Annotated in this window: 18 protein-coding genes; 7 read left to right on the top strand and 11 right to left on the bottom strand. The window is 74.5% G+C overall.

Features of this window, described 5'->3' with window-relative positions; genetic code table 11:
* Window positions 1–8 precede the first annotated feature (8 nt).
* The gene (locus tag ACN9MS_RS07250) at window positions 9–1,508 is read right to left on the bottom strand and encodes a CoA-acylating methylmalonate-semialdehyde dehydrogenase (protein ID WP_426311853.1); all 1,500 of its coding nucleotides are present in this window, start codon (window positions 1,506–1,508) and stop codon (window positions 9–11) included.
* 216 nt (window positions 1,509–1,724) lie between these two features.
* Between ACN9MS_RS07250 and ACN9MS_RS07245 the strand changes: the two genes are divergently transcribed.
* Together ACN9MS_RS07245 and ACN9MS_RS07240 are read left to right on the top strand one after the other, a co-directional pair.
* On the top strand, window positions 1,725–3,845 hold the full coding sequence (locus ACN9MS_RS07245) for an endonuclease/exonuclease/phosphatase family protein (protein WP_426311328.1): 2,121 nt from the start codon (window positions 1,725–1,727) through the stop codon (window positions 3,843–3,845).
* 29 nt (window positions 3,846–3,874) lie between these two features.
* The gene (locus ACN9MS_RS07240; protein WP_426311327.1) at window positions 3,875–4,348 is read left to right on the top strand and encodes a hypothetical protein; all 474 of its coding nucleotides are present in this window, start codon (window positions 3,875–3,877) and stop codon (window positions 4,346–4,348) included.
* Window positions 4,349–4,393: 45 nt separating this feature from the next.
* On the opposite strand, the gene ACN9MS_RS07235 is transcribed toward ACN9MS_RS07240, so the two are convergent.
* Window positions 4,394–5,845, bottom strand: coding sequence for an NAD(P)H-quinone dehydrogenase (locus tag ACN9MS_RS07235; RefSeq protein WP_426311326.1), 1,452 nt, complete (start codon window positions 5,843–5,845; stop codon window positions 4,394–4,396).
* Between the two features lie 120 nt (window positions 5,846–5,965).
* Between ACN9MS_RS07235 and ACN9MS_RS07230 the strand changes: the two genes are divergently transcribed.
* Genes ACN9MS_RS07230 through ACN9MS_RS07210 form a run of 5 tightly spaced genes read left to right on the top strand, consistent with a single transcriptional unit; the run spans window position 5,966 to window position 12,210 of the window.
* On the top strand, window positions 5,966–6,817 hold the full coding sequence (locus ACN9MS_RS07230) for a purine-nucleoside phosphorylase (RefSeq protein WP_154799038.1): 852 nt from the start codon (window positions 5,966–5,968) through the stop codon (window positions 6,815–6,817).
* A 1-nt stretch (window position 6,818) separates the two neighbouring features.
* Entirely contained in the window at window positions 6,819–8,663 is a 1,845-nt protein-coding gene (locus ACN9MS_RS07225; protein WP_426311325.1) for a phospho-sugar mutase, read from the top strand.
* Window positions 8,664–8,722: 59 nt separating this feature from the next.
* Window positions 8,723–9,784, top strand: coding sequence for a deoxyribose-phosphate aldolase (gene deoC / locus ACN9MS_RS07220; protein WP_426311324.1), 1,062 nt, complete (start codon window positions 8,723–8,725; stop codon window positions 9,782–9,784).
* A gap of 18 nt (window positions 9,785–9,802) precedes the next feature.
* A complete protein-coding gene (locus ACN9MS_RS07215) occupies window positions 9,803–11,275 on the top strand; it encodes an aldehyde dehydrogenase family protein (protein WP_426311323.1) in 1,473 nt (490 codons plus the stop codon).
* Complete coding sequence (locus tag ACN9MS_RS07210; RefSeq protein ID WP_426311322.1) at window positions 11,275–12,210, top strand: aldehyde dehydrogenase family protein; 936 nt, start codon at window positions 11,275–11,277, stop codon at window positions 12,208–12,210. The genes ACN9MS_RS07215 and ACN9MS_RS07210 overlap by 1 nt, the downstream gene beginning before the upstream one ends.
* Before the next feature lie 87 nt (window positions 12,211–12,297).
* Here ACN9MS_RS07210 and ACN9MS_RS07205 read toward each other — a convergent pair whose 3' ends face one another.
* The 9 genes from ACN9MS_RS07205 to ACN9MS_RS07165 all read right to left on the bottom strand — a co-directional run bounded on the left by ACN9MS_RS07205 (window position 12,298) and on the right by ACN9MS_RS07165 (window position 19,987).
* A complete protein-coding gene (locus ACN9MS_RS07205) occupies window positions 12,298–13,428 on the bottom strand; it encodes an adenosine deaminase (protein WP_426311321.1) in 1,131 nt (376 codons plus the stop codon).
* Window positions 13,429–13,491: 63 nt separating this feature from the next.
* Complete coding sequence (locus ACN9MS_RS07200) at window positions 13,492–13,731, bottom strand: hypothetical protein (RefSeq protein ID WP_426311320.1); 240 nt, start codon at window positions 13,729–13,731, stop codon at window positions 13,492–13,494.
* Window positions 13,732–13,816: 85 nt separating this feature from the next.
* Window positions 13,817–14,725 carry a hypothetical protein gene (locus tag ACN9MS_RS07195; protein WP_426311319.1) on the bottom strand — a complete coding sequence of 303 codons (909 nt, stop codon included), beginning with the start codon at window positions 14,723–14,725 and terminating at the stop codon, window positions 13,817–13,819.
* Entirely contained in the window at window positions 14,722–15,066 is a 345-nt protein-coding gene (locus ACN9MS_RS07190; RefSeq protein WP_426311318.1) for a DUF202 domain-containing protein, read from the bottom strand. The genes ACN9MS_RS07195 and ACN9MS_RS07190 overlap by 4 nt, the downstream gene beginning before the upstream one ends.
* Window positions 15,063–15,482: a YidH family protein gene (locus ACN9MS_RS07185; protein ID WP_426311317.1), complete on the bottom strand. Its 420-nt coding sequence runs from the start codon at window positions 15,480–15,482 to the stop codon at window positions 15,063–15,065. Before ACN9MS_RS07185 ends, ACN9MS_RS07190 begins: the two co-directional genes overlap by 4 nt.
* Before the next feature lie 18 nt (window positions 15,483–15,500).
* Window positions 15,501–16,766: a thymidine phosphorylase gene (locus ACN9MS_RS07180; RefSeq protein WP_426311852.1), complete on the bottom strand. Its 1,266-nt coding sequence runs from the start codon at window positions 16,764–16,766 to the stop codon at window positions 15,501–15,503.
* A 140-nt stretch (window positions 16,767–16,906) separates the two neighbouring features.
* Window positions 16,907–17,257, bottom strand: coding sequence for a cytidine deaminase (locus ACN9MS_RS07175; protein ID WP_253051439.1), 351 nt, complete (start codon window positions 17,255–17,257; stop codon window positions 16,907–16,909).
* Window positions 17,258–17,393: 136 nt separating this feature from the next.
* Window positions 17,394–18,689, bottom strand: coding sequence for an ABC transporter permease (locus tag ACN9MS_RS07170; RefSeq protein WP_426311316.1), 1,296 nt, complete (start codon window positions 18,687–18,689; stop codon window positions 17,394–17,396).
* On the bottom strand, window positions 18,686–19,987 hold the full coding sequence (locus ACN9MS_RS07165; RefSeq protein ID WP_426311851.1) for an ABC transporter permease: 1,302 nt from the start codon (window positions 19,985–19,987) through the stop codon (window positions 18,686–18,688). Before ACN9MS_RS07165 ends, ACN9MS_RS07170 begins: the two co-directional genes overlap by 4 nt.
* Window positions 19,988–19,997 lie beyond the last annotated feature (10 nt).

Below are 19,997 nucleotides of genomic sequence, written 5' to 3'. Positions count from 1 at the left end.
CCCTGCCGTCACCGGGTCCGGGGGAAGCCGAGGTCGACGCCCGCCGTGGACGGGTCGGGCCAGCGCGTCGTGACGACCTTCGTGCGCGTGTAGAACTGCACGCTCTCCGGCCCGTAGACGTGCAGGTCTCCGAACAGCGAGCTCTTCCAGCCACCGAACGAGTAGTAGCCGACCGGCACGGGGATGGGGACGTTGACGCCGATCATGCCCGCCCGGGCGTCCACCTCGAACGCGCGTGCCGCGCCGCCGTCGCGCGTGAAGATCGCGGCACCGTTGCCGTACGGGTTGTCGTTCACGAGCCCGACGGCCTCGTCGTAGGACTCCGCACGCACGACCGACAGCACCGGCCCGAAGATCTCCTCCCGGTACACCGTGTGCTCGGGCCGCACGTGGTCGACGAGCGTCGGGTGCAGGAAGAACCCCTGCCCCAGCTCGGGAGCGCCGGCCCCCGCCCCGTCAGGTGCCTCGCGCCCGTCGACGACCAGCGTCGCACCCTCGTCGGCGGCGGTGCCCACGCGGGCCGCGACCCGGTCGCGGTGCTCGGCCGTGATGAGCGGGCCCATCTGCGACGCGGGGTCGGAGCCCGGCCCGACGACGAGGCGCGCCACGCGCTCGCGGATCGCCTCGACGAGCGGGTCGGCCACCGCGCCCACGGCGACGAGCACGGAGACCGCCATGCACCGCTCGCCCGCGGACCCGTACGCCGCGGAGACCGCCGCGTCGGCCGCGACGTCCACGTCGGCGTCGGGCAGCACGACCATGTGGTTCTTCGCACCGCCCAGGGCCTGGACGCGCTTGCCGTGCCGGGTCCCCGTCTCGTAGACGTGGCGCGCGACGGGCGTCGAGCCGACGAAGCTCACGGCCTCGACGTCGGGGTGCTCCAGCAGGCGTTCGACCGCGACGCGGTCGCCCTGCACGACGTTCACCACGCCGTCCGGCACGCCGGCCTCCTGGAGCAGGCGCGCGACGACGAGCGACGCCGAGGGGTCGCGCTCGCTCGGCTTGAGCACGACCGTGTTCCCGCACGCGATCGCGTTGGGGATCATCCACAGCGGCACCATGGCCGGGAAGTTGAACGGCGTGATGCAGGCGACGACGCCGAGGGCCTGCTTCACCTCGTGCACGTCCACGCCCGACGACGCCTGCTCGGTGTACCCGCCCTTGAGGAGCTGGCCGATGCCGCACGCGAACTCGACGCACTCGAGCGCGCGGGCGACCTCGCCCGCCGCGTCGGAGAGCACCTTGCCGTGCTCGGCGCTCACGACCGCCGCGATCTCGTCGCGGTGGTCGACGAGGAGCTGGTGGAACGCGAAGAGGATCTCGACGCGCCGCGAGACGCTCGTCGCGCGCCACGCGGGGAAGGCGTCGCGCGCCGCGGCGACCGCGACGTCGACGTCCGCGGCGGACGCGAGCGCCACCCGCCCCGTGACCGCGCCCGTCGCCGGGTCGTGGACCGGTCCGTACCGCTCCGCGTCGGGCCGCGCACGACCCGCGACCCAGTGCCCGATGCGCGCCTGCCCGTCGCGCTCCTGCCCGTCGCCCGTCGCGGTCGGGGCGCTCGTGGCGCCCTGCGCGTGCGGGGAGATCCCAGCGGTCGTCTCCACGTCCTCGCCTCCTCGCGCGCCGAGGTGGTGGCGCGCCGTCGCAGCCGATCCCTCAGTCTGGCACGGAAGGCCCGATCGTGTGGTGCGGATCACGGCGCCCGCCCGGTAGCGTCGTGCCTCGTGAGCGCAGCGCAGCCCCCGCCCGTGCGGCCCGTTCCCCGGTCCGCCGCCCGGTTCGACCGCGCGGCCCTCGTCCCGCTCCTGCTCGTCGTGACGGTCACCGCGATCGTCGTCGAGCTCGTGCGGTCGAGCGGCCCGCTGCTCGACCACGCGTTCTCCGCGGGTGTCGTCACGGTGGCCCTCACGGCGCTCGCGACGTACGCCGCCCCCGGCGTGCTCGTCGTGATGATCGCAGCGCGCCTCGAGCTCACGGGCAAGGTCGTGCTGCTCGCGGTGGCGTCCCTCGTCGTGGCGCGCCTCGCGCTCCAGGGCCTCGGCGCGGCGGTCTCCGCGGGCGTGGACCTCGGGCTCGTGCGGTACGGCGTCGGGCTCGCGACCGTCGCGCTCGGGATCGGCGTGCTCGTGCTCGTGGCCGCGTTCGCGAGCGGGACGCCGACCCGCGACGGCACGGACCTCGACCCCACGCCCGGCACCGACGGCGCGCCGGAGCCTGCGCCGGCCCGACCCGACGGGCGCCTCGCGCGCGGGTCGCTGGTCGCGCTCGGCGTCGTGCTCGGCGCCCTGCTCGCCGGAGCGCTGAGCGCCGTGCTCGGCACGTGGGACGCGTACTGGCGGTCCGACGTCGCGGGGTGGGCCGTGACGGTCGTCGTCGCCGTCGTCGCGGTCGCGTGCGCGTGGGTGCTGCGGGGCCGCGCCGCGTGGCCGGGCGCGCGCGGGCTGTGGGTGCTCGGCCCGTTCGTCGCGCTGCTGGTCCAGGTGCTCGCCAACCCCGCGTTCTCCGCGTCCCAGGCGGGCGTCGCGCTGCCGTTCGCCGTCGCCGCCCTGTCCGTCGCGGCGGTGCTCACCGCGTGGTTCGTCCCGTGGGCGGGCCGGTCGCCGCGACCCGGGTCGCCATGGGTGTCCCCCGCCGTGCTCGTCGCCGGCGTCGCCGTGGTCTTCCTCGCGGTGCCCCGCCTCGACGGTCCCGGGACCGTCGGGGGCTGGGCGCTCCTGGTCCTGCTCGTGCTGCTCGTGCCCGCCGCCGCGCGCACCCTCGCGCTCGCCCTGACGCGGGCCGCGCGTCCGCTCACGTGGCTGCGGCTCGCGGGCGCCGCGAGCGTCGCCGGGCTCGGGGTCGCGGTGCCGCTTCTCGGGTACCAGCTCGAGTACGACGTCCCGCTCCCCGTGCCCCACACGCTCGTCCCCGTCGCCGCGGCCCTCGCGCTCGCCGTGCCCGCGGTCGTCACCGGACTCCGCACCCGGGGTGCGTCGACGGCCCCGACCGACCCCGCGGCGTCGGGCACGACGCCCGCGGATGCGTCCCGTGCCCCCGCTCTCGCCCTCGGCGGGGCGGTCGCGGTGCTCGCGCTCGTCGGGGTCACGCAGGTCCACGTGCCGACCACGACGTCCGCCGTCGCCGACTACCCGGTCGGTGAGCTGCGCCTGCTCGACTGGAACCTGCACTACGGCGTGAGCGCGGACCCGTCGGTGCGGCTCGACGAGATGGTCGCGACGATCGAGGACTCCGGCGCCGACGTCGTCACGCTCCAGGAGGTGTCGCGCGGCTGGGTGCTCGGCGGTGGCGCGGACATGGCGACCTACCTCGCGCGCGAGACCGGGATGCGCGTCGTCTTCGTCCCCGCGGCCGACCGGCAGTTCGGGAACGCGCTCCTGTGGGACCCGCTGCGCGGCGACCTCGACGACGTCGCGCGCCACGCCCTGCCGTACGGCGCCGGGCCCCAGGAGCGCTCGGCGATCTCGGCCACGCTCGACGCCGCGGGCGTCCCCGTGCGCGTCACGTCCGTGCACCTCCAGCACCGCGAGGAGAACACGCCGACCCGCCTCGACCAGCTCGAGACGCTCCTCGCCGCCGAGCCGGTGGAGGGCGCCTACGTCCTCGCGGGCGACCTCAACGCCGAACCCGGCTGGGACGAGATCACCCTCCTCGAGGAGCAGGGCCTCGAGAGCGGCCAGGACGCCGCCGGCAACCCGGACGCGCTCACGTCGCCCTCGGTCGCCCCCGCCCACCGCATCGACTGGGTCCTCGGATCCGACGACGTGACCTTCCGCTCCTTCGAGGTCCTCGACGTCACCACCTCCGACCACCGCCCCCTGCTCGCCGAGCTCCGCGCCCGCGACTGACTCGCGGGACCGGCCGCTAGGGTCGAGGGATGCGTATCGAGCTGACCGTGACCGAGGCCGTCGAGATCGCGCGTGCGACAGGCGGGCTGCCGCCGTACGTGCGCTCGGTGACGAGCGAGGGCGACGACGTGCGGGTCGTCGTCGACCTGCGCGAGGTGCCCGACCCGCCGTCGGCGCTCAAGCTGGCCGCCCGGCTGGTCCCGGTGGTGCGGGCGACGCTGCACGTCGAGTCGGTCGTGGCGGGCACCGCCGTGCTCGCGGTCGAGGCCAACGCCGCCGGTCTGCCCGCGCACAAGCTGCTCGGCTTCGTCGAGGCCCCGCTCCAGGGCGCGCTGCGTTCGCACGGGCTGCCGCCCCAGGCGGTGCGCGTGCTGCCCGACGCGCGGGTCGCGGTCGACGTGCAGGCCCTGCTCGGCGGCGTGCTCGAGCACTCCTTCCCGGGGTTCCAGCTCACCGAGCTCGCGTTCGCGGACGGGACGCTGCGCCTCGACGGCCGGCTCTGAGGTGAACGACGGGCCTACCGCACTCGGCTGAGGGAGCCCCCGCGCTCAGTCCTCGCGGTGGTGCAGCATGCGCGCGACCTCGGCGATGGACCCCGACAGCGACGGGTAGACGGTGAAGGCCGACGCGACGTCGTCGACCGTGAGCCGGTGGGACACGGCGAGCGTGATGGGGAACACGAGCTCGCTCGCGCGCGGCGCGACGACGACGCCACCCAGCACGACCCCGGCCTCGGGGTGGGCGAACAGCTTGACGAAGCCGTCGCGCATACCGAGCATCTTGGCGCGCGGGTTGCGCGCGAGCGGCAGCACGGTCGTGACGTACTTGCTGCTCTGCGCCTTGAGCTGCTCCTCGCTGTACCCGACGGTCGCGATCTCGGGCGCGGTGAAGATGTTCGCCGCGACGGTGCGCAGCTTGATCGGCACGACGGCGTCGCCGAGCGCGTGGGACATGGCGACGCGGCCCTGCATCGCGGCGACCGACGCCAGCGGCAGGACGCCGGTGCAGTCCCCCGCCGCGTAGATGCCGCGCACCGACGTGCGCGACACCTTGTCGACCTCGACGTGCCCGCTCGGGGTGAGCCGGACCCCGGCCTCCTCGAGGCCGAGGCCGCTCGTCGACGGGATGGCGCCGACGGCGATGAGGACGTGCGAGCCCTCGACGACGCGGCCGTCGGACAGCGTGACGCGTACACCGTCCTCGGTGCGCTCGGCGGACTCGGCGCGCGAGCGCGACATGACCGTCATGCCGCGCGAGCGGAAGACCCCCTCGAGCAGCTCGGCCGCGTCGGCGTCCTCGCCGGGCAGCACGCGGTCGCGGCTCGACACGAGCACGACGTCGGACCCCAGCGCGTTGTACGCACCCGCGAACTCGGCACCGGTGACGCCCGACCCGACGACGATCAGGCGCTCCGGGAGCTCGGACAGGTTGTAGAGCTGCGTCCAGGTGAGGATGCGCTCGCCGTCGGGCTGTGCCGTCGGCAGGACGCGCGGGGTCGCGCCGACCGCGAGGAGGATCACGTCGGCGTCGAGCACGACGGGGCCGTCCGCGCCGTCGGGAGAGTCGACGACGACGCGCGCGGGGCCGTCGAGGCGACCCGCGCCGATGACGACGCGCACGCCCTCGCGCTCGAGGCGCGCGTGGATGTCCGCCGACTGCGCGGCCGCGAGCGCCATGACGCGCGTGTTCACGGCCTCGAGGTCGACGATGTGGCGCCGCATCGCGGGGTGCTGCGCCTTGGCCGTGTCGACGGGCAGGCGGATCCCGAGCTCGGCGGCGCGCTCGGCGATGGTCATCCAGTCGGCGGTCGCGATGAGGGTCTTGGAGGGGACGACGTCGGTGAGCACGGCCGCGCCGCCGAGGCCGTGGCGCTCGACGACGGTCACGTCGGCGCCGAGCCGGCGGGCGACGAGAGCGGCCTCGTAGCCTCCGGGCCCACCTCCGAGGACGACGATGCGGGTGGCCTGGTGGTCGATGCTCGCGTGCGTCACGCCGGACATTCTGTCAGGCCGTCGCGTCCCGCGGTGTCAGCATGCGAGACACCTGGGCGGGTGAGGGCCGCGCGGCGGCGCCTCCCGCTCGTCGGGTCGCGCGCCCGGGGACGGACTAGCCTTGCGACCATGACGACGACGCCTGCGAGCACACCCCCGCTCGACGACCCCGCGACCGACCCGTTCCTCGTGGCGCGGGCCGCCGCCGACCACATCGCGCAGGCCACGGGGGTCGACGGCCACGACATGGCCCTCGTGCTCGGCTCGGGGTGGGGAGGTGCCGCGGAGCTCCTGGGTGAGGTCGTCGCCGAGGTCCCGACGCACGAGATCCCCGGCTTCTCCGCCCCCGCGGTCGCGGGCCACCTCTCGGTGACGCGGTCGATCCGGGTCGAGCGGGCGGACGGCTCGGTGCGGCACGCGCTCGTGCTCGGCTCGCGCACGCACCTGTACGAGGGCAAGGGCGTGCGTGCCGTCGTGCACGGCGTGCGCACGGCGGCCGCGACGGGCGCGGAGACGCTCATCCTCACGAACGGGTGCGGCGGCCTCAACCAGGACTGGGGCGCGGGCACGCCCGTGCTGCTCTCGGACCACATCAACCTCACGGCCCGCAGCCCGCTCGAGGGCCCCACGTTCGTCGACCTCACCGACGTCTACTCGCCGCGCCTGCGCGAGCTCGCGCACCGCGTCGACCCGACGCTCCCGGAGGGCGTGTACGCGCAGTTCCCCGGGCCCCACTACGAGACCCCGGCCGAGGTGCGCATGGCCGGGGTCCTCGGCGCCGACCTGGTCGGCATGTCGACGACGCTCGAGGCCATCGCGGCCCGCCACTGCGGCCTCGAGGTGCTCGGCGTCTCGCTCGTGACGAACCTCGCCGCCGGGATCAGCCCGACGCCGCTCTCCCACGCCGAGGTCATCGAGGCCGGCCAGGCCGCGGGACCCCGGATCAGCGCCCTCCTGGCCGACATCGCGAAGCTGGTGTGACATGACGGACCGCACCGCGGGCTACCGGACCGACCCTGCCGACGACCCGACGTTCGACCCGGGGACCGACCGCGGGGCGTTCCTCGAGCGCGTCGCCGCGTGGATCGACGACGACGTCGACGCGGGCGACCAGGACGAGCTGCGGCACCTCCTCGACCTCGCCGACTCGCCGGACCCGCGCAAGCACGACGTGCGCGTCGCGGCCCTCACCGAGCTCCAGGACCGGTTCTCGGGGCCGCTCGAGTTCGGTACGGCGGGACTGCGCGGCCGCATGGCTGCCGGTCCCCACCGCATGAACCGCGCGGTCGTCATCCGCGCGGCGGCGGGGCTGGGTGCGTACCTGCTGGCCGCGCTCGGCCCTGCGGGGGCGGGCGGGGCGGCCCGCCCGCGCGTCGTCGTCGGGTTCGACGCGCGGCACCGCTCGCGCACGTTCGCCGTCGACAGCGCGGCCGTGCTCACGGCGGCGGGGCTCGACGTCCTCGTCCTGCCCTCGGCGCTGCCGACGCCGGTGCTCGCGTTCGCGGTGCGCCACCTCGGCGCGGACGCGGGCGTCATGGTGACCGCGAGCCACAACCCGCCCGCCGACAACGGCTACAAGGTCTATCTCGGCGGGCGCGTCGTCACGGACTCCGGGCAGGGCGCCCAGATCGTGCCGCCGCACGACGCGCACATCGCCGCCGCGATCGCGGCCGTCGGCCCGGCGCGGTCGGTCCCACGTGCGGGCTCGGGGTGGACCGTCCTGGGCCGCGACGTCGTCGACGCGTACGTCCGCTCGGTCCTCGCCCTGTCGGACGGCGCCCCCCGCCGGCTCAAGGTCGTCACCACCGCGCTGCACGGCGTGGGCGGCGAGACGGTCGCGCACGTGCTGCGCGACGCGGGCTTCACGACCGTCGTCCCGGTCGAGGAGCAGCTCGACCCGAACCCCGACTTCCCGTCCGTCGCGTTCCCCAACCCGGAGGAGCCGGGCGCGATGGACCTCGCGCTCGCCGTCGCGCAGGACTCCGCGGCCGACGTCGTGCTCGCGAACGACCCCGACGCCGACCGCTGCGCGGTCGCGGTGTTCGACCCGCGCGTCGGCACCTACCAGGGCGCGGAGACCGCCCGCTCCAACGGGTGGCGCATGCTGCACGGCGACGAGGTGGGCGCGCTGCTCGGCGACGACGTCGCGCGGCGGGCCGCGGCGTCCGGCGCCGCCGGCGGGGTGCTCGCGTGCTCGGTCGTGTCCTCGCGGCTGCTCGGGAGGATCGCGGCCGCGCACGGCCTCGGCTTCGCGACGACGCTCACGGGCTTCAAGTGGATCTCGCGCGTCGACGGGCTCGTCTTCGGGTACGAGGAGGCGCTCGGCTACTGCGTCGACCCCGCGCACGTGCGCGACAAGGACGGGATCAGCGCCGCGCTGCTCGTCGCGCAGCTCGCGAACCGGCTCAAGGCCGAGGGCCGCACGCTCGTCGACGCGCTCGACGACCTGGCGCGCACGCACGATCTGCACGTGAGCGACCAGCTCTCCGCGCGGTTCACCGACCTCGACCGTATCGGCGAGACGATGACGCACCTGCGGGCCGCTCCCCCGCGCACGCTCGCGGGCGCCGGCGTCTCGGACGTCGCCGACCTGTCCGCCGGCCTGGACGGCCTGCCGCCCACCGACGGCGTACGCATCCTCACGGCCGACGGGACGCGCGTCATCGTCCGCCCGAGCGGGACCGAGCCCAAGGTGAAGTGCTACCTCGAGGTCGTGCTGCCCGTCGCGCCCGACGCCTCGCACGACGACCTCACCGCAGCCCGCGCCGCCGCGCGAGCTCGCCTCGACCGCGTGAAGGCGGACATGCAGAGGGCTCTGGGTCTGTGACCGTCGGTACGCCTCGCGGCACGCCCGCCGCGAGGCGTACCGACGGGTAACCTGGTGCGATGAGCACAACGACACCGACGTCGGTCGCCGAGACCGGCCGGGCGGGCACCGGAACGGCCCCGGCGACCCCGGGTTCGGCTGACCGGTCCGCCGCCGAGATCGCCGATCTCGCGCGCTCCGTGACGGGTTCCGCCCTCCTCGACGACACCGCCTGGCGCCGGTACCTGCACGGCCTGCCGGGCGTCGACAAGGTGGGCGCCGACGGCCGCGCGGCCGCCCTGGGCACCCGTTCGATCAAGACGACGTCCAAGGCCTGGGCGCTCGACACCATCATCCGCATGGTCGACCTGACGACGCTCGAGGGCGCGGACACCCCCGGCAAGGTGCGCGCGCTCGCCGCCAAGGCGGTCCGCCCCGAGCCCGCCGACCCGTCGTGCCCGTCCGCCGCCGCCGTGTGCGTGTACAACGACCTCGTCCCCGTCGCCGTCGAGGCGCTCGCCGGGACGGGCGTCAAGGTCGCCGCCGTCTCGACCGCGTTCCCGTCGGGCCGCGCGAGCCGCGCCGTGCGCCTCGCGGACACGCGCGACGCCGTCGAGGCGGGCGCGGACGAGATCGACATGGTCATCGACCGCGGTGCGTTCCTCTCCGGGCGCTACTCCCAGGTCTACGAGGACATCGTCGCCGTGCGCGAGGAGTGCCGGGCGAACGGGCACCACGCGCACCTCAAGGTCATCCTCGAGACCGGCGAGCTCGCCACGTACGACAACGTGCGCCGCGCGTCGTGGCTCGCGATGCTCGCGGGCGCCGACTTCATCAAGACGAGCACCGGCAAGGTCTCGCCCGCCGCGACGCTCCCCGTGACGATCGTCATGCTCGAGGCCGTGCGCGACTTCCGGGCGCTCACGGGCGTCCCGATCGGGGTCAAGCCTGCCGGCGGCATCCGCACGTCGAAGGACGCGATCAAGTACCTCGTCGCGGTCAACGAGACCGCGGGCGGCGACTGGCTCGACCCCGACTGGTTCCGGTTCGGGGCGTCGTCGCTGCTCAACGACGTGCTCATGCAGCGCAACAAGCTCGCCACGGGTGCCTACTGGGGCCCCGACTACGTGACCGTCGACTGAGCGGGACTGAAGGACACCATGACCACCACAGCAAGCACAGCCGGCTCGCCGTTCGAGTACGCGCCGGCGCCCGAGTCGCGCGCCGTCGTCGACATCGCGTCGTCGTACGGCCTGTTCATCGACGGTGAGTTCACGCCGGCGTCGGACTCCGGCTCGTTCAAGACCGTCAACCCCGCCACGGAGGAGGTCCTCGCCGAGGTCGCCGAGGCGACCGAGGAGGACGTCGACCGCGCCGTCCGTGCGGCCCGCCGCGCACAGGAGAAGGTGTGGGGCCCCATGCCGGGCCGCGAGCGCGCCAAGTATCTCTTCCGCATCGCGCGCCTGCTCGCCGAGCGCTCGCGCGAGTTCGCGGTCCTCGAGACGCTCGACAACGGCAAGCCGATCCGCGAGTCGCGCGACGTCGACGTCCCGACGGCCGCCGCGCACTTCTTCTACTACGCGGGCTGGGCCGACAAGCTCGAGCACGCGGGCTACGGCCCCGACCCGCGTCCGCACGGCGTCGCCGCCCAGGTCATCCCGTGGAACTTCCCGCTGCTCATGCTCGCGTGGAAGATCGCGCCGGCGCTCGCGACGGGCAACACGGTCGTGCTCAAGCCTGCCGAGACCACACCGCTCACGGCGCTCCTCTTCGCGGACCTGCTCCGCCAGGCCGAGCTGCCGGCCGGGGTGGTCAACATCGTCACCGGCGCGCGCGCCACCGGCTCGGCCCTGGTCAACCACCCGGACGTCGACAAGATCGCGTTCACGGGCTCGACCCCGGTCGGCAAGCGCATCGCCCAGGAGATCGCGGGCACGCGCAAGCACGCGACGCTCGAGCTCGGCGGCAAGGCCGCGAACATCGTGTTCGACGACGCGCCGATCGACCAGGCGATCGAGGGCATCGTCAACGGCATCTTCTTCAACCAGGGCCAGGTGTGCTGCGCCGGGTCCCGCCTGCTCGTGCAGGAGTCGATCGCCGAGGAGCTCGTGGACCGGCTGAAGGCGCGCCTCGGGACGCTGCGCGTCGGTGACCCCATGGACAAGAACACCGACGTCGGCGCGATCAACTCGCCGCAGCAGCTCGCGCGCATCACCGAGCTCACCGACGCGGGCACGGCCGAGGGCGCGACGCGCTGGAGCCCGGACTGCGAGCTGCCGTCGTCGGGCTACTGGTTCGCCCCGACGCTCTTCACCGGCGTCTCCGCCGCGCACCGCATCGCGCGCGAGGAGATCTTCGGCCCGGTGCTCAGCGTCCTGACGTTCCGCACGCCCGCCGAGGCCGTCGCCAAGGCGAACAACACCCCGTACGGCCTGTCGGCCGGGATCTGGACCGAGAAGGGGTCGCGCATCCTCTGGATGGCCGACCAGCTCCGCGCGGGCGTCGTGTGGTCCAACACCTTCAACCGGTTCGACCCGGCCAGCCCCTTCGGCGGCTACAAGGAGTCGGGCTACGGACGTGAGGGCGGCCGGCACGGCCTGGCGCCCTACCTGATCGAGGGGAGCACCTACTGATGGCCCGCACGACGAAGGCGCCCACCAGCGCGACCCGCACCGCGCCCGAGCGGCTGGGCGTGCGCAAGACGTACAAGCTCTACGTCGGCGGAAAGTTCCCCCGCAGCGAGTCGGGCCGCACGTACGAGGTGACGGACACCAAGGGCCGGTTCCTCGCGAACGTCGCGCAGGGCTCGCGCAAGGACGCGCGCGAGGCCGTCGTCGCCGCACGCGCCGCGCAGGCGAAGTGGGCCGGCGCGACGGCGTACAACCGCGGCCAGGTGCTCTACCGCGTCGCGGAGATGCTGGAGGGGCGCCGCGAGCAGTTCGTCGCCGAGGTCGTCGCGGGCGAGGGGCTCACAGCACGCCAGGCCGAGCTCGCGGTCTCCGAGGCGATCGACCGCTGGGTCTGGTACGCGGGCTGGACGGACAAGGTCGCGCAGGTCGCCGGCTCCGCCAACCCGGTCGCCGGACCGTACTTCAACCTGTCCTCGCCCGAGCCGACGGGCGTGGTCGTCGTCCTCGCGCCGCAGCGCTCGTCGCTGCTCGGCCTCGTCTCGACGATCGTCCCGCCGCTCGTCACGGGCAACGCGGTGATCGTCGTCGCGAGCGAGCAGCGCCCGATCCCCGCGGTCACCCTCTCCGAGGTCCTCGCGACGTCGGACGTCCCCGGCGGCGTGGTCAACGTCCTCACGGGCTTCACCAGGGAGCTCGCTCCCCCGCTCGCGTCGCACCTCGACGTCAACGCGATCGACCTCGCAGGCGCCGTCGGCGCCGAGGGCGTCGCGTGGGGCGAGCTCGAGGCCGCCGCGGCCGACTCGGTCAAGCGCGTCCTGCGCCCCGCCGTCGGCCGACGCGGCGACGACGCCGAGCCCGACTGGACCGAGGCTCCGCGGCCCCAGCGCATCCTCGCGTTCACCGAGACCAAGACGGTCTGGCACCCCAAGGGCGTCTGACCCCGCCAGCACGACCGTGGTGCCGTGATCGCGTCGGTCACGGCACCACAGTCGTGTTCGGCGACCCGGGCGGGTCTGCAGGTCCGCTCAGAGCTGGGCGCCCTGGACCTCCTGGTAGCCCGGCAGGATCACGTCGTCGACGAGCGCGCGGCGCTCGTCGTGGTGGACGAACGCGCTCCAGGCGGCGTTCATCGTCACGTCGGCGAGGTCGTCGATCGTCCACCCGGCGTGCTCGACGAGCAGCGCCATCTCCTGCGTCATCGTCGTGCGCGACATGAGCCGGTTGTCGGTGTTGAGCGTGACCGCGAAGTCGAGCTCCTTGAGGCGCGTGATCGGGTGGGCCGCGACCGACGTCGCCGCCCCGGTCTGCACGTTGGACGACGGGCACAGCTCGAGCGGGATCTGGTGGTCTCGCACCCAGTGCGCGAGGAGGCCGAGCGCGGCAGTCCCGGGCTCGCCCTCGGCGCTGTGCGGGAACTCGGGGTCGAACGTGACGTCCTCGACGATGCGCACGCCGTGGCCGATGCGGCTCGCCTGCCCGAGGTGCACGGCCTCGGCGATCGACTCCGGCCCGGCCGCCTCGCCCGCGTGGATGGTGACGGGGAAGTTCTGGTCCGCGAGGTAGCGCCAGATCTCCGCGTGGCGCGAGGGCGGGAACCCGTCCTCGGCGCCGGCGATGTCGAACCCGACGACGCCGTTGGCACGGTTCGCGACGGCGAGCTCGGCGATCTCCTGCCACCGGTCGGCGTGCCGCATGGCGGTGACGAGCTGCCCGACGCGGATGGTGCGCCCCTCGGCGGCGGCCTCGGCGACGCCCTGCTCGATGCCGGACTGCACGGCGTCGACCGTCTCCTGGAGCGTCAGCCCGCGCTGGAGGTGCTGCTCGGGGGCCCAGCGCTGCTCGGCGTACACGACGCCGTCGCGTGCGAGGTCGAGCACCGCCTCGCGCGCCACGCGGGCCAGCGCGGCCGGTGTCTGCATGACCGCGATGGTGTGGTCGAACGTCTCGAGGTAGCGCACGAGCGAACCGGAGTCGGCCGACTCGGCGAACCAGGCGCCGAGGGCCTCGGCGTCGCCCGCGGGGAGCTGGTGACCGACGTCGGCGGCGAGCTCGAGGATCGTGGCGGGGCGGAGCCCGCCGTCGAGATGGTCGTGCAGCACGACCTTGGGCAGCGAGCGGATGACGTCGACCGTCAGGGGGGCGTTCTCGGTGGTCATGCGCTCACGGTACCGGCCGGTACGCCCGCGCTCGCGCCGAGCGGTCGCCCGGTGCCTGGCCGGTCAGGCGTAGTCGTCCTCCTCGCCCGGCACGGCGGACGCCTGCTCGACGACGTCGGCCTCGTTCGCCTCGCCCTCGAGGTCGGGGCGCGCGGTGCGCGGACGGTACTCGTCGCCCTCGTGCTCGGAGTCGTCGACGCCGGGACCGGCGTCCTCCGACTCCTCGACCAGGCTCACGACCTCGTCGTCCTGCTCGACCAGGCCGGCGTCCCGCCACGCGTCGTTCCCGGGCACGGTGCTCATGGCGACTCCTCACCTGACGACTCGGCGCGCGCCACAGACGTGGCGGCGCCTCCATCCTCGCGCCGGGTGCGGGGGCTCGCCAGCCCTACCGGCCGGCGGGCAGGAGGGCCCAGCAGACGTGCGGCCAGCCCCCGAGCGCGCGTCGCACCTCCGGCGACCGCACGCCGTCCAGCAGCAACCCGGCGTCCAGGTCGTGCACGATGCCCGACGACGGCTCGTAGACCCGGCACCGGCGCGCCTGCGCGTCGGCGTCCGTGAGGAGCACGACGTGGCGCGGCACCGCCGTCGCGATCCCGAGCGCGAGGTCGCCGCCCGTGAAGAGGGGCACCGGCACACCGCGCGCGGCCGCGACGAGGGCGGCCCGGACCACCCGCTCGCTCCCAGCGCCGACGACGACGCGCTCGGCGTAGCGCACGTCCGCGTAGCACGCGGCCCGCGCGGCGCCCCACGGCGGCGTCCCGAGGGCGGCGGGCCACGGCAACGGCCCGAGGGCTCCGCGGTTGGTGCGCCGCTTCACCGCCTGCTGCAGCTCCCCGAACCGTGCCGAGCCGCCCGACCAGGACCGGCCGCCGGGCCGCGGGCCGTCCCCGGGGCGCAGGCCCGTGGCGAGCCACAGGGCGAGCACCGGGTCGCCGGCCGCGGCGAGCAGCCCGAGCACGGCCGAGCCGCACGTCGTCGCGTCGGTCTGGCGCGCGGGATCCCCGCCGAGCTCGAGCGGTCGGACCGGGCGGTCACGTGACGCCTCGGGCGCGGCACGGCCCAGCGGGTCGACGACGGCGCGCCGGGTCCTCGGGTCGAGCGCACCGAGGGTCGTGGCGAGGGCACGCACCCGCGGGACGGGGTGGCCCGCGCGGCGGGCGAGGTCGAGCGCGTGCTCCGTGCCGCCGTCGGGCCGGTAGCGGTCACCGGGCGGTGGTCCCGGCACCGCACGGGCGGGCACGAGCCGCGCGAGGTCGGTGACACGGATCGCGCCGAGCGCGCCGGAGGCTTTCATGCCGCTCCCCACGCCCGGCCGAGCGCCCAGACGGCGCCCACGAGGGCGAGCACGACGACGAGGCTCGCGACGCGCACGAGGAACGACCACGAGTACAGACGGCCGCTCCCGGGCAGCCCGCCGGTCGGGGTCCGGAGCACGGCGGGAACCAGCGCCAGGACGCCGACGGCGACCGCCGCGCACACGGTCACCGTGGACCCGGAACGGAGGCCGGCGGCCGCGAGGACGAGCGACCCGACGACCACGCCGAGCACCGTCCGCTGCCACGCGAGCGCCGTGCGCTCGGGCTGCAGCCCTTCGTCGCGGGGCGAGGGAGCCGGCTGCTCGGGGGCGGCGCTCATGACCCGGTCGCCGACCCGACGGCGTACCCCGCGAGCAGGAGCGCGAGGATCACGACGCCGACGACGAGCACGGGCAGCCCGCTCGGCGCGGGCAGCCGCCGGCGCAGGCGCAGCGCACGCTCGTTGCGTCGCCAGGCGACGAGCGCATAGCCCGCGAACCCCGCGCCGGCGAGGCACGCGACGCCGGCGACGACGTCGAGCACGCCCGGCATGTCGGCGAACGTCGCGAAGGACGTCAGCGCGACGCCGCCCGCGACGAGTCCCAGCCCTGTCCGGACCCACGCGAGCGCGGTGCGCTCGTTCGCGAGGCTGAACCGCGCGTCGGGCTCGGTCCCCACCCCGTACACCGAGCGGGGCCGGCGCACGTCGGCCGGTGCCTCGCCGCCCGCCTGGACGTCCTGCTCGTCACCGCCCACGGTCAGCGCACGCCCACGTCAGTCCACGCGGTCCAGGACGACCGGTCGACGCTCGACGACGGTGCCCGGGTCCGCGATCGCCCACGCCCCCTCGAGCGCCTGCACGGCCCGCTCGAAGCGCTCGGGCGTGTCCGTGTGCAGCGTCATGAGGTGCTGCCCCTTGCGCACGGTGTCCCCCGGCTTGGCGAACAGCTCGACGCCCGCTCCCGCCTGCACGGGGTCCTCCTTGCGCGCGCGCCCCGCGCCCAGGCGCCACGCGGCGACCCCGACGGCGTACGCGTCGAGCCGCTCGAGGACGCCGTCGCGGTCGGCGACGACGTGCTCCCGCTCGCGCGCCACCGGCAGCGGGGCACGCGAGTCGCCGCCCTGCTCGGCGATCATCTCGCGCCACTTGTCGAGCGCGCGGCCGCCCACGAGCGCGTGCCGCACGTCGTCCTCGTCCTGCGGGCGGCCCGCGCCGGCGAGCATCTCGAGAGCGAGCGCGACCGTGAGGTCCACGACGTCCTGCGGACCGCCGCCCTTCATCACCTCGACCGACTCGCGCACCTCGAGCGCGTTGCCCGCGGTCAGGCCGAGCGGCGTCGACATGTCCGTGAGCAGCGCGACCGTGCGCACACCGGCGTCGGTCCCGAGGTCGACCATGGTCCGCGCGAGCTCGCGTGCCGAGCCGAGCTCCTTCATGAACGCGCCGGACCCGACCTTGACGTCGAGCACCAGCGCCCCGGTGCCCTCCGCGATCTTCTTGCTCATGATCGAGCTCGCGATGAGCGGGATGGACTCGACCGTGCCCGTGACGTCGCGCAGCGCATACAGGAGCCGGTCCGCGGGCGCGAGGCCGGAGCCCGCCTGGCAGATCACCGCGCCGACGTGCTCGAGCGCGTTCATCATCTGCTCGTTGGTCAGCGCCGCGCGCCAGCCCGGGATCGCCTCGAGCTTGTCGAGCGTGCCGCCCGTGTGCCCGAGGCCGCGCCCGGACAGCTGCGGCACCGCGACGCCGTACACCGCGACGAGCGGCGCGAGCGGCAGCGTGATCTTGTCCCCCACGCCTCCGGTCGAGTGCTTGTCCGCGGTCGGTCGCGAGAGCCCCGAGAAGTCCATCCGCTCGCCCGAGGCGATCATCGCCTGCGTCCAGCGGCCGATCTCGGTCCGGTCCATGCCGTTGAGGTAGATCGCCATCGCGAGCGCGGCCATCTGCTCCTCGGCGACGACGCCGCGCGTGTAGGCGTCGATCACCCAGTCGATCTGTGCCGCGTCGAGCCGCACGCCGTCGCGCTTCGTCCGGATGACGTCGACGGCGTCGAACGGCTCGGGAGCCGGCCCCTCGCCGTCCGCTCCCCCGGCGTCGCCGTCGGCCCCGACGGGCGCCTCCGCCGTCGCGTCCTGGTCCTCGGTCCCGCCACCCTGCGGGGTCACGTCGTCGCTGGTCACGAGCGCTCCTCCAGATCCTCGGGCCCGAAGGCGTCGGGCAGCACGTCCCTCATCGTCTTGATACCACGCACGGTGTCGACCAGCAGGTCGGGGCCCCCGTGCTCCCACAGGAGCTGTCGGCAGCGCCCGCACGGCATGAGCGTGGCCCCGTGCCGGTCGACGCACGCGAACGCGACGAGTCGGCCCCCGCCCGTCCCGACGAGCGAGCTCACGAGCGAGCACTCGGCGCACAGCGTCACGCCGTAGGCGGCGTTCTCCACGTTGCACCCGACGACGACGCGCCCGTCGTCCACGAGCGCGGCGGCGCCCACCGGGAAGCCTGAGTAGGGGGCGTACGCGCGGGTCATGATCTCGCGCGCGGTGTCGCGCAGGGCGTCCCAGTCGACGGTCGGCCCGACGGCGGTCCCGCCCTGGTCCGTCCCCTCGCCCGGCCGGGGCTCGGCGTCGTGCACGTGCGGCAGGTCTGTCATCGGCACCGTGACCTCACTTCACGTAGGGGATGCCCTCGGCGGCCGGCGGGCGCACGCGCCCGACGAGACCCGCGACGGCGAAGATCGTCACGACGTACGGCGTCATGAGCATGATCTGGCTCGGGATCGGCGTGCCGACGATGCCGAGCACCGTCTGCAGGTTGTCGGAGAAGCCGAACAGGAGCGCCGCGACGAGCGCGCCGACGGGGTTCCACCGGCCGAGGATCATGGCCGCGAGAGCGATGAAGCCCTTGCCGCCGGTCATCTCCTTGCCGAACGCGAGGCCCGCAGCGACCGTGAAGAACGCGCCGCCGAGGCCGGCGACCGCGCCGCCGAGGATCGTGTTGCGCACGCGGGTCGCGTTGACCTTGATCCCCACCGTGTCGGCGGCCTTGGGGTGCTCGCCGACCGCGCGCAGGCGCAGGCCCCAGCGGCTCCGGAAGAGGAAGACCTGGAGCAGGATCACGACGACGTACATGATGTAGACGAGCAGCGTCTGGCGGAAGAGCACGGGGCCCACGACGGGGATCTGCGAGAGCACCGGGATCTCGATCACGGGGAGCGGGGTCCGCGTGTTCCACGTACCCGGGTCCTCCGTGAGCACCGTGGAGTACAGGTAGCTCGTCACGCCCACGACGAGCACGTTGAGCACGACGCCGACGATGATCTGGTTCACCCAGTACTTCACCGAGAAGATCACGAGCAGCACGCCCACGAGGGCACCCGCGATCGGGGCGGCGATGAGACCCGCGTACGCGGACGACGTCAGCGACGCGACGACCGCGGCGAGGAACGCCCCGGCGAGGAGCTGGCCCTCGATCGCGATGTTGATGATGCCGACGCGCTCGCACAGCACGCCCGAGAGCGCCCCGAACACGAGCGGGACCGCCAGGAAGAGCGAGCCCTGCAGCAGCCCCGTGAGCGGGATCGCGGACTTGCCCGCCCCCGCCCAGCTCAGGAAGGCGAAGACCACGGCGACGCCGAACACGATGGGGAGCCAGACGCCGACCTTGCGCCGGTCGCGCGCCGCCCAGAAGGACAGCCCTGCGAGCAGGAGCGCGAGGATCGACAGGAACAGGGCCGCTCCCGTCGAGCTGACCGTGATCGGCTCGATCTGGAAGAAGTCGTTCGCCGTCGAGAGGCGGAACGTCGTCTGCTGCCCGCCGGCGGGGAGCAGGGCGAAGAAGACCAGTGACAGCAGCCCGATGACCGTGTACGCGACGGGGGCCTTCCAGCTGATGGGCGGCAGCGGCTTCGCCGCGCGCTCCGGCGCGGCGGCCGGCGCCGGGGTGGTGGTCGCGGTGCTCATGCTCCGACCTCCTGCGTCGTCGTGGTGGTCGTGCCCGCCTTGGCCCGCCGCCGCGCGGCGTGCCGCTCGGCGCGCGTCGGGCCACCCGGGGTGGGGAGCCGGAAGATCGCCCGCACGAGCGGCGGGGCGGCGATGAAGAGCACGATGAGGGACTGCACGACGAGCACGATGTCGATCGGCGTCCCGGTACGTGCCTGCATCGCGAAGCCGCCCGCGCGGAGGGCGCCGAAGAGCAGACCGGCGAGCACGGTCCCGAGCGGCCGGGAGCGACCGAGGAGCGCCACGGTGATCGCGTCGAACCCGAAGCTCGCGGCGACGCCCGCGGTGAGGACCTTCTCGGTGCCGAGCACCTGCGCAGCACCGCCGAGACCCGCGAGCGCACCGGCGATGGCCATGACCCAGACAGTCACCCACGCCACGGAGATGCCCGCCGTGCGCGCCGCGTGCGGGTTCTCGCCGACAGCGCGGAAACGGAAGCCGAGCGTCGAGCGCTCCATGAGCCACCACACGCCCACGGCCACGAGCAGGGCCAGCACGAAGCCGAGGTGCAGGCGGAAGCCCTCGCCGAGCAGCAGCGGGAACGTGGCCGAGCTCGGGATGGGCGGGCTGATCGGGTTGCTGCTGCCCGGGCGCTGGAACGCGGGCGTCGTGAGCAGGTACGCCACGAGGTAGACCGCGATGTTGTTGAGCATGATCGTGACGATCACCTCGTGCGCGCCCGTCCTGGCCTTGAGCACACCCGCGATGCTCGCCCAGATCGCCCCGCCGAGCGCGGCACCGAGGACCGCGAGCAGCAGGTGCAGGCCGGGGGGCAGGGAGAACGTGAAGCCGATGAACCCGGCGAAGATGCCGCCCAGGATGATCTGGCCCTGCGCACCGATGTTGAACAGGCCGGCGCGGAACCCGATGCCGAGGCCGAGGCCCGCGAGGATGAGAGGGGTCGAGACCGTCATGGTCTCGGTCAGCGGGCGGAGGGCCCGCTGGAGGTCGGGCGCCTGGAAGTTGATGACGGCGCCCTGGAAGAGCGCGCTGTAGGCGCCGAACACGGCGTTCCAGACGGCCTCGAAGAAGTCCGCCGGCCGCGCGAAGAAGTAGGTCGCGGCCTCCTGGACCTCCGGGTCGGCCGCCGCGATGAGCACGCCGCCGAGGACGAGGGCCGCGACGATCGCGAGCAGCGAGACGAGCCAGCTGCTCTCCAGCATCTCGCGCAGGATGCTCGCTCCGGCCGGCGGCCGGGGCTTCGTGGTGTCGCTCGGCGGCGCGGGCGTCGGCGGGACGGCCGCCGCGTCGTCGGGCATGGCCTGCTGG

The sequence above is a fragment of the Cellulosimicrobium sp. E-16 genome (assembly GCF_049913115.1).
GTDB lineage: Bacteria > Actinomycetota > Actinomycetes > Actinomycetales > Cellulomonadaceae > Cellulosimicrobium.
The sequence above is the reverse complement of the archived record's forward strand: the minus strand, read 5'-3'. Positions and strand labels throughout refer to the sequence as shown.

Excerpts from the sequence above, each read along its gene's own strand:
- ACN9MS_RS07170 (WP_426311316.1), bottom strand. The coding sequence starts at position 18,689 with ATGAGCACCGCGACCACCACCCCGGCGCCGGCCGCCGCGCCGGAGCGC.
- ACN9MS_RS07205 (WP_426311321.1), bottom strand. The coding sequence starts at position 13,428 with ATGACCACCGAGAACGCCCCCCTGACGGTCGACGTCATCCGCTCGCTG.
- ACN9MS_RS07175 (WP_253051439.1), bottom strand. The coding sequence starts at position 17,257 with ATGACCCGCGCGTACGCCCCCTACTCAGGCTTCCCGGTGGGCGCCGCC.
- ACN9MS_RS07200 (WP_426311320.1), bottom strand. The coding sequence starts at position 13,731 with ATGAGCACCGTGCCCGGGAACGACGCGTGGCGGGACGCCGGCCTGGTC.
- ACN9MS_RS07240 (WP_426311327.1), top strand. The coding sequence starts at position 3,875 with ATGCGTATCGAGCTGACCGTGACCGAGGCCGTCGAGATCGCGCGTGCG.
- ACN9MS_RS07235 (WP_426311326.1), bottom strand. The coding sequence starts at position 5,845 with ATGTCCGGCGTGACGCACGCGAGCATCGACCACCAGGCCACCCGCATC.
- ACN9MS_RS07210 (WP_426311322.1), top strand. The coding sequence starts at position 11,275 with ATGGCCCGCACGACGAAGGCGCCCACCAGCGCGACCCGCACCGCGCCC.
- ACN9MS_RS07215 (WP_426311323.1), top strand. The coding sequence starts at position 9,803 with ATGACCACCACAGCAAGCACAGCCGGCTCGCCGTTCGAGTACGCGCCG.
- ACN9MS_RS07190 (WP_426311318.1), bottom strand. The coding sequence starts at position 15,066 with ATGAGCGCCGCCCCCGAGCAGCCGGCTCCCTCGCCCCGCGACGAAGGG.
- ACN9MS_RS07225 (WP_426311325.1), top strand. The coding sequence starts at position 6,819 with ATGACGGACCGCACCGCGGGCTACCGGACCGACCCTGCCGACGACCCG.
- ACN9MS_RS07195 (WP_426311319.1), bottom strand. The coding sequence starts at position 14,725 with ATGAAAGCCTCCGGCGCGCTCGGCGCGATCCGTGTCACCGACCTCGCG.
- deoC (WP_426311324.1), top strand. The coding sequence starts at position 8,723 with ATGAGCACAACGACACCGACGTCGGTCGCCGAGACCGGCCGGGCGGGC.
- ACN9MS_RS07165 (WP_426311851.1), bottom strand. The coding sequence starts at position 19,987 with ATGCCCGACGACGCGGCGGCCGTCCCGCCGACGCCCGCGCCGCCGAGC.
- ACN9MS_RS07230 (WP_154799038.1), top strand. The coding sequence starts at position 5,966 with ATGACGACGACGCCTGCGAGCACACCCCCGCTCGACGACCCCGCGACC.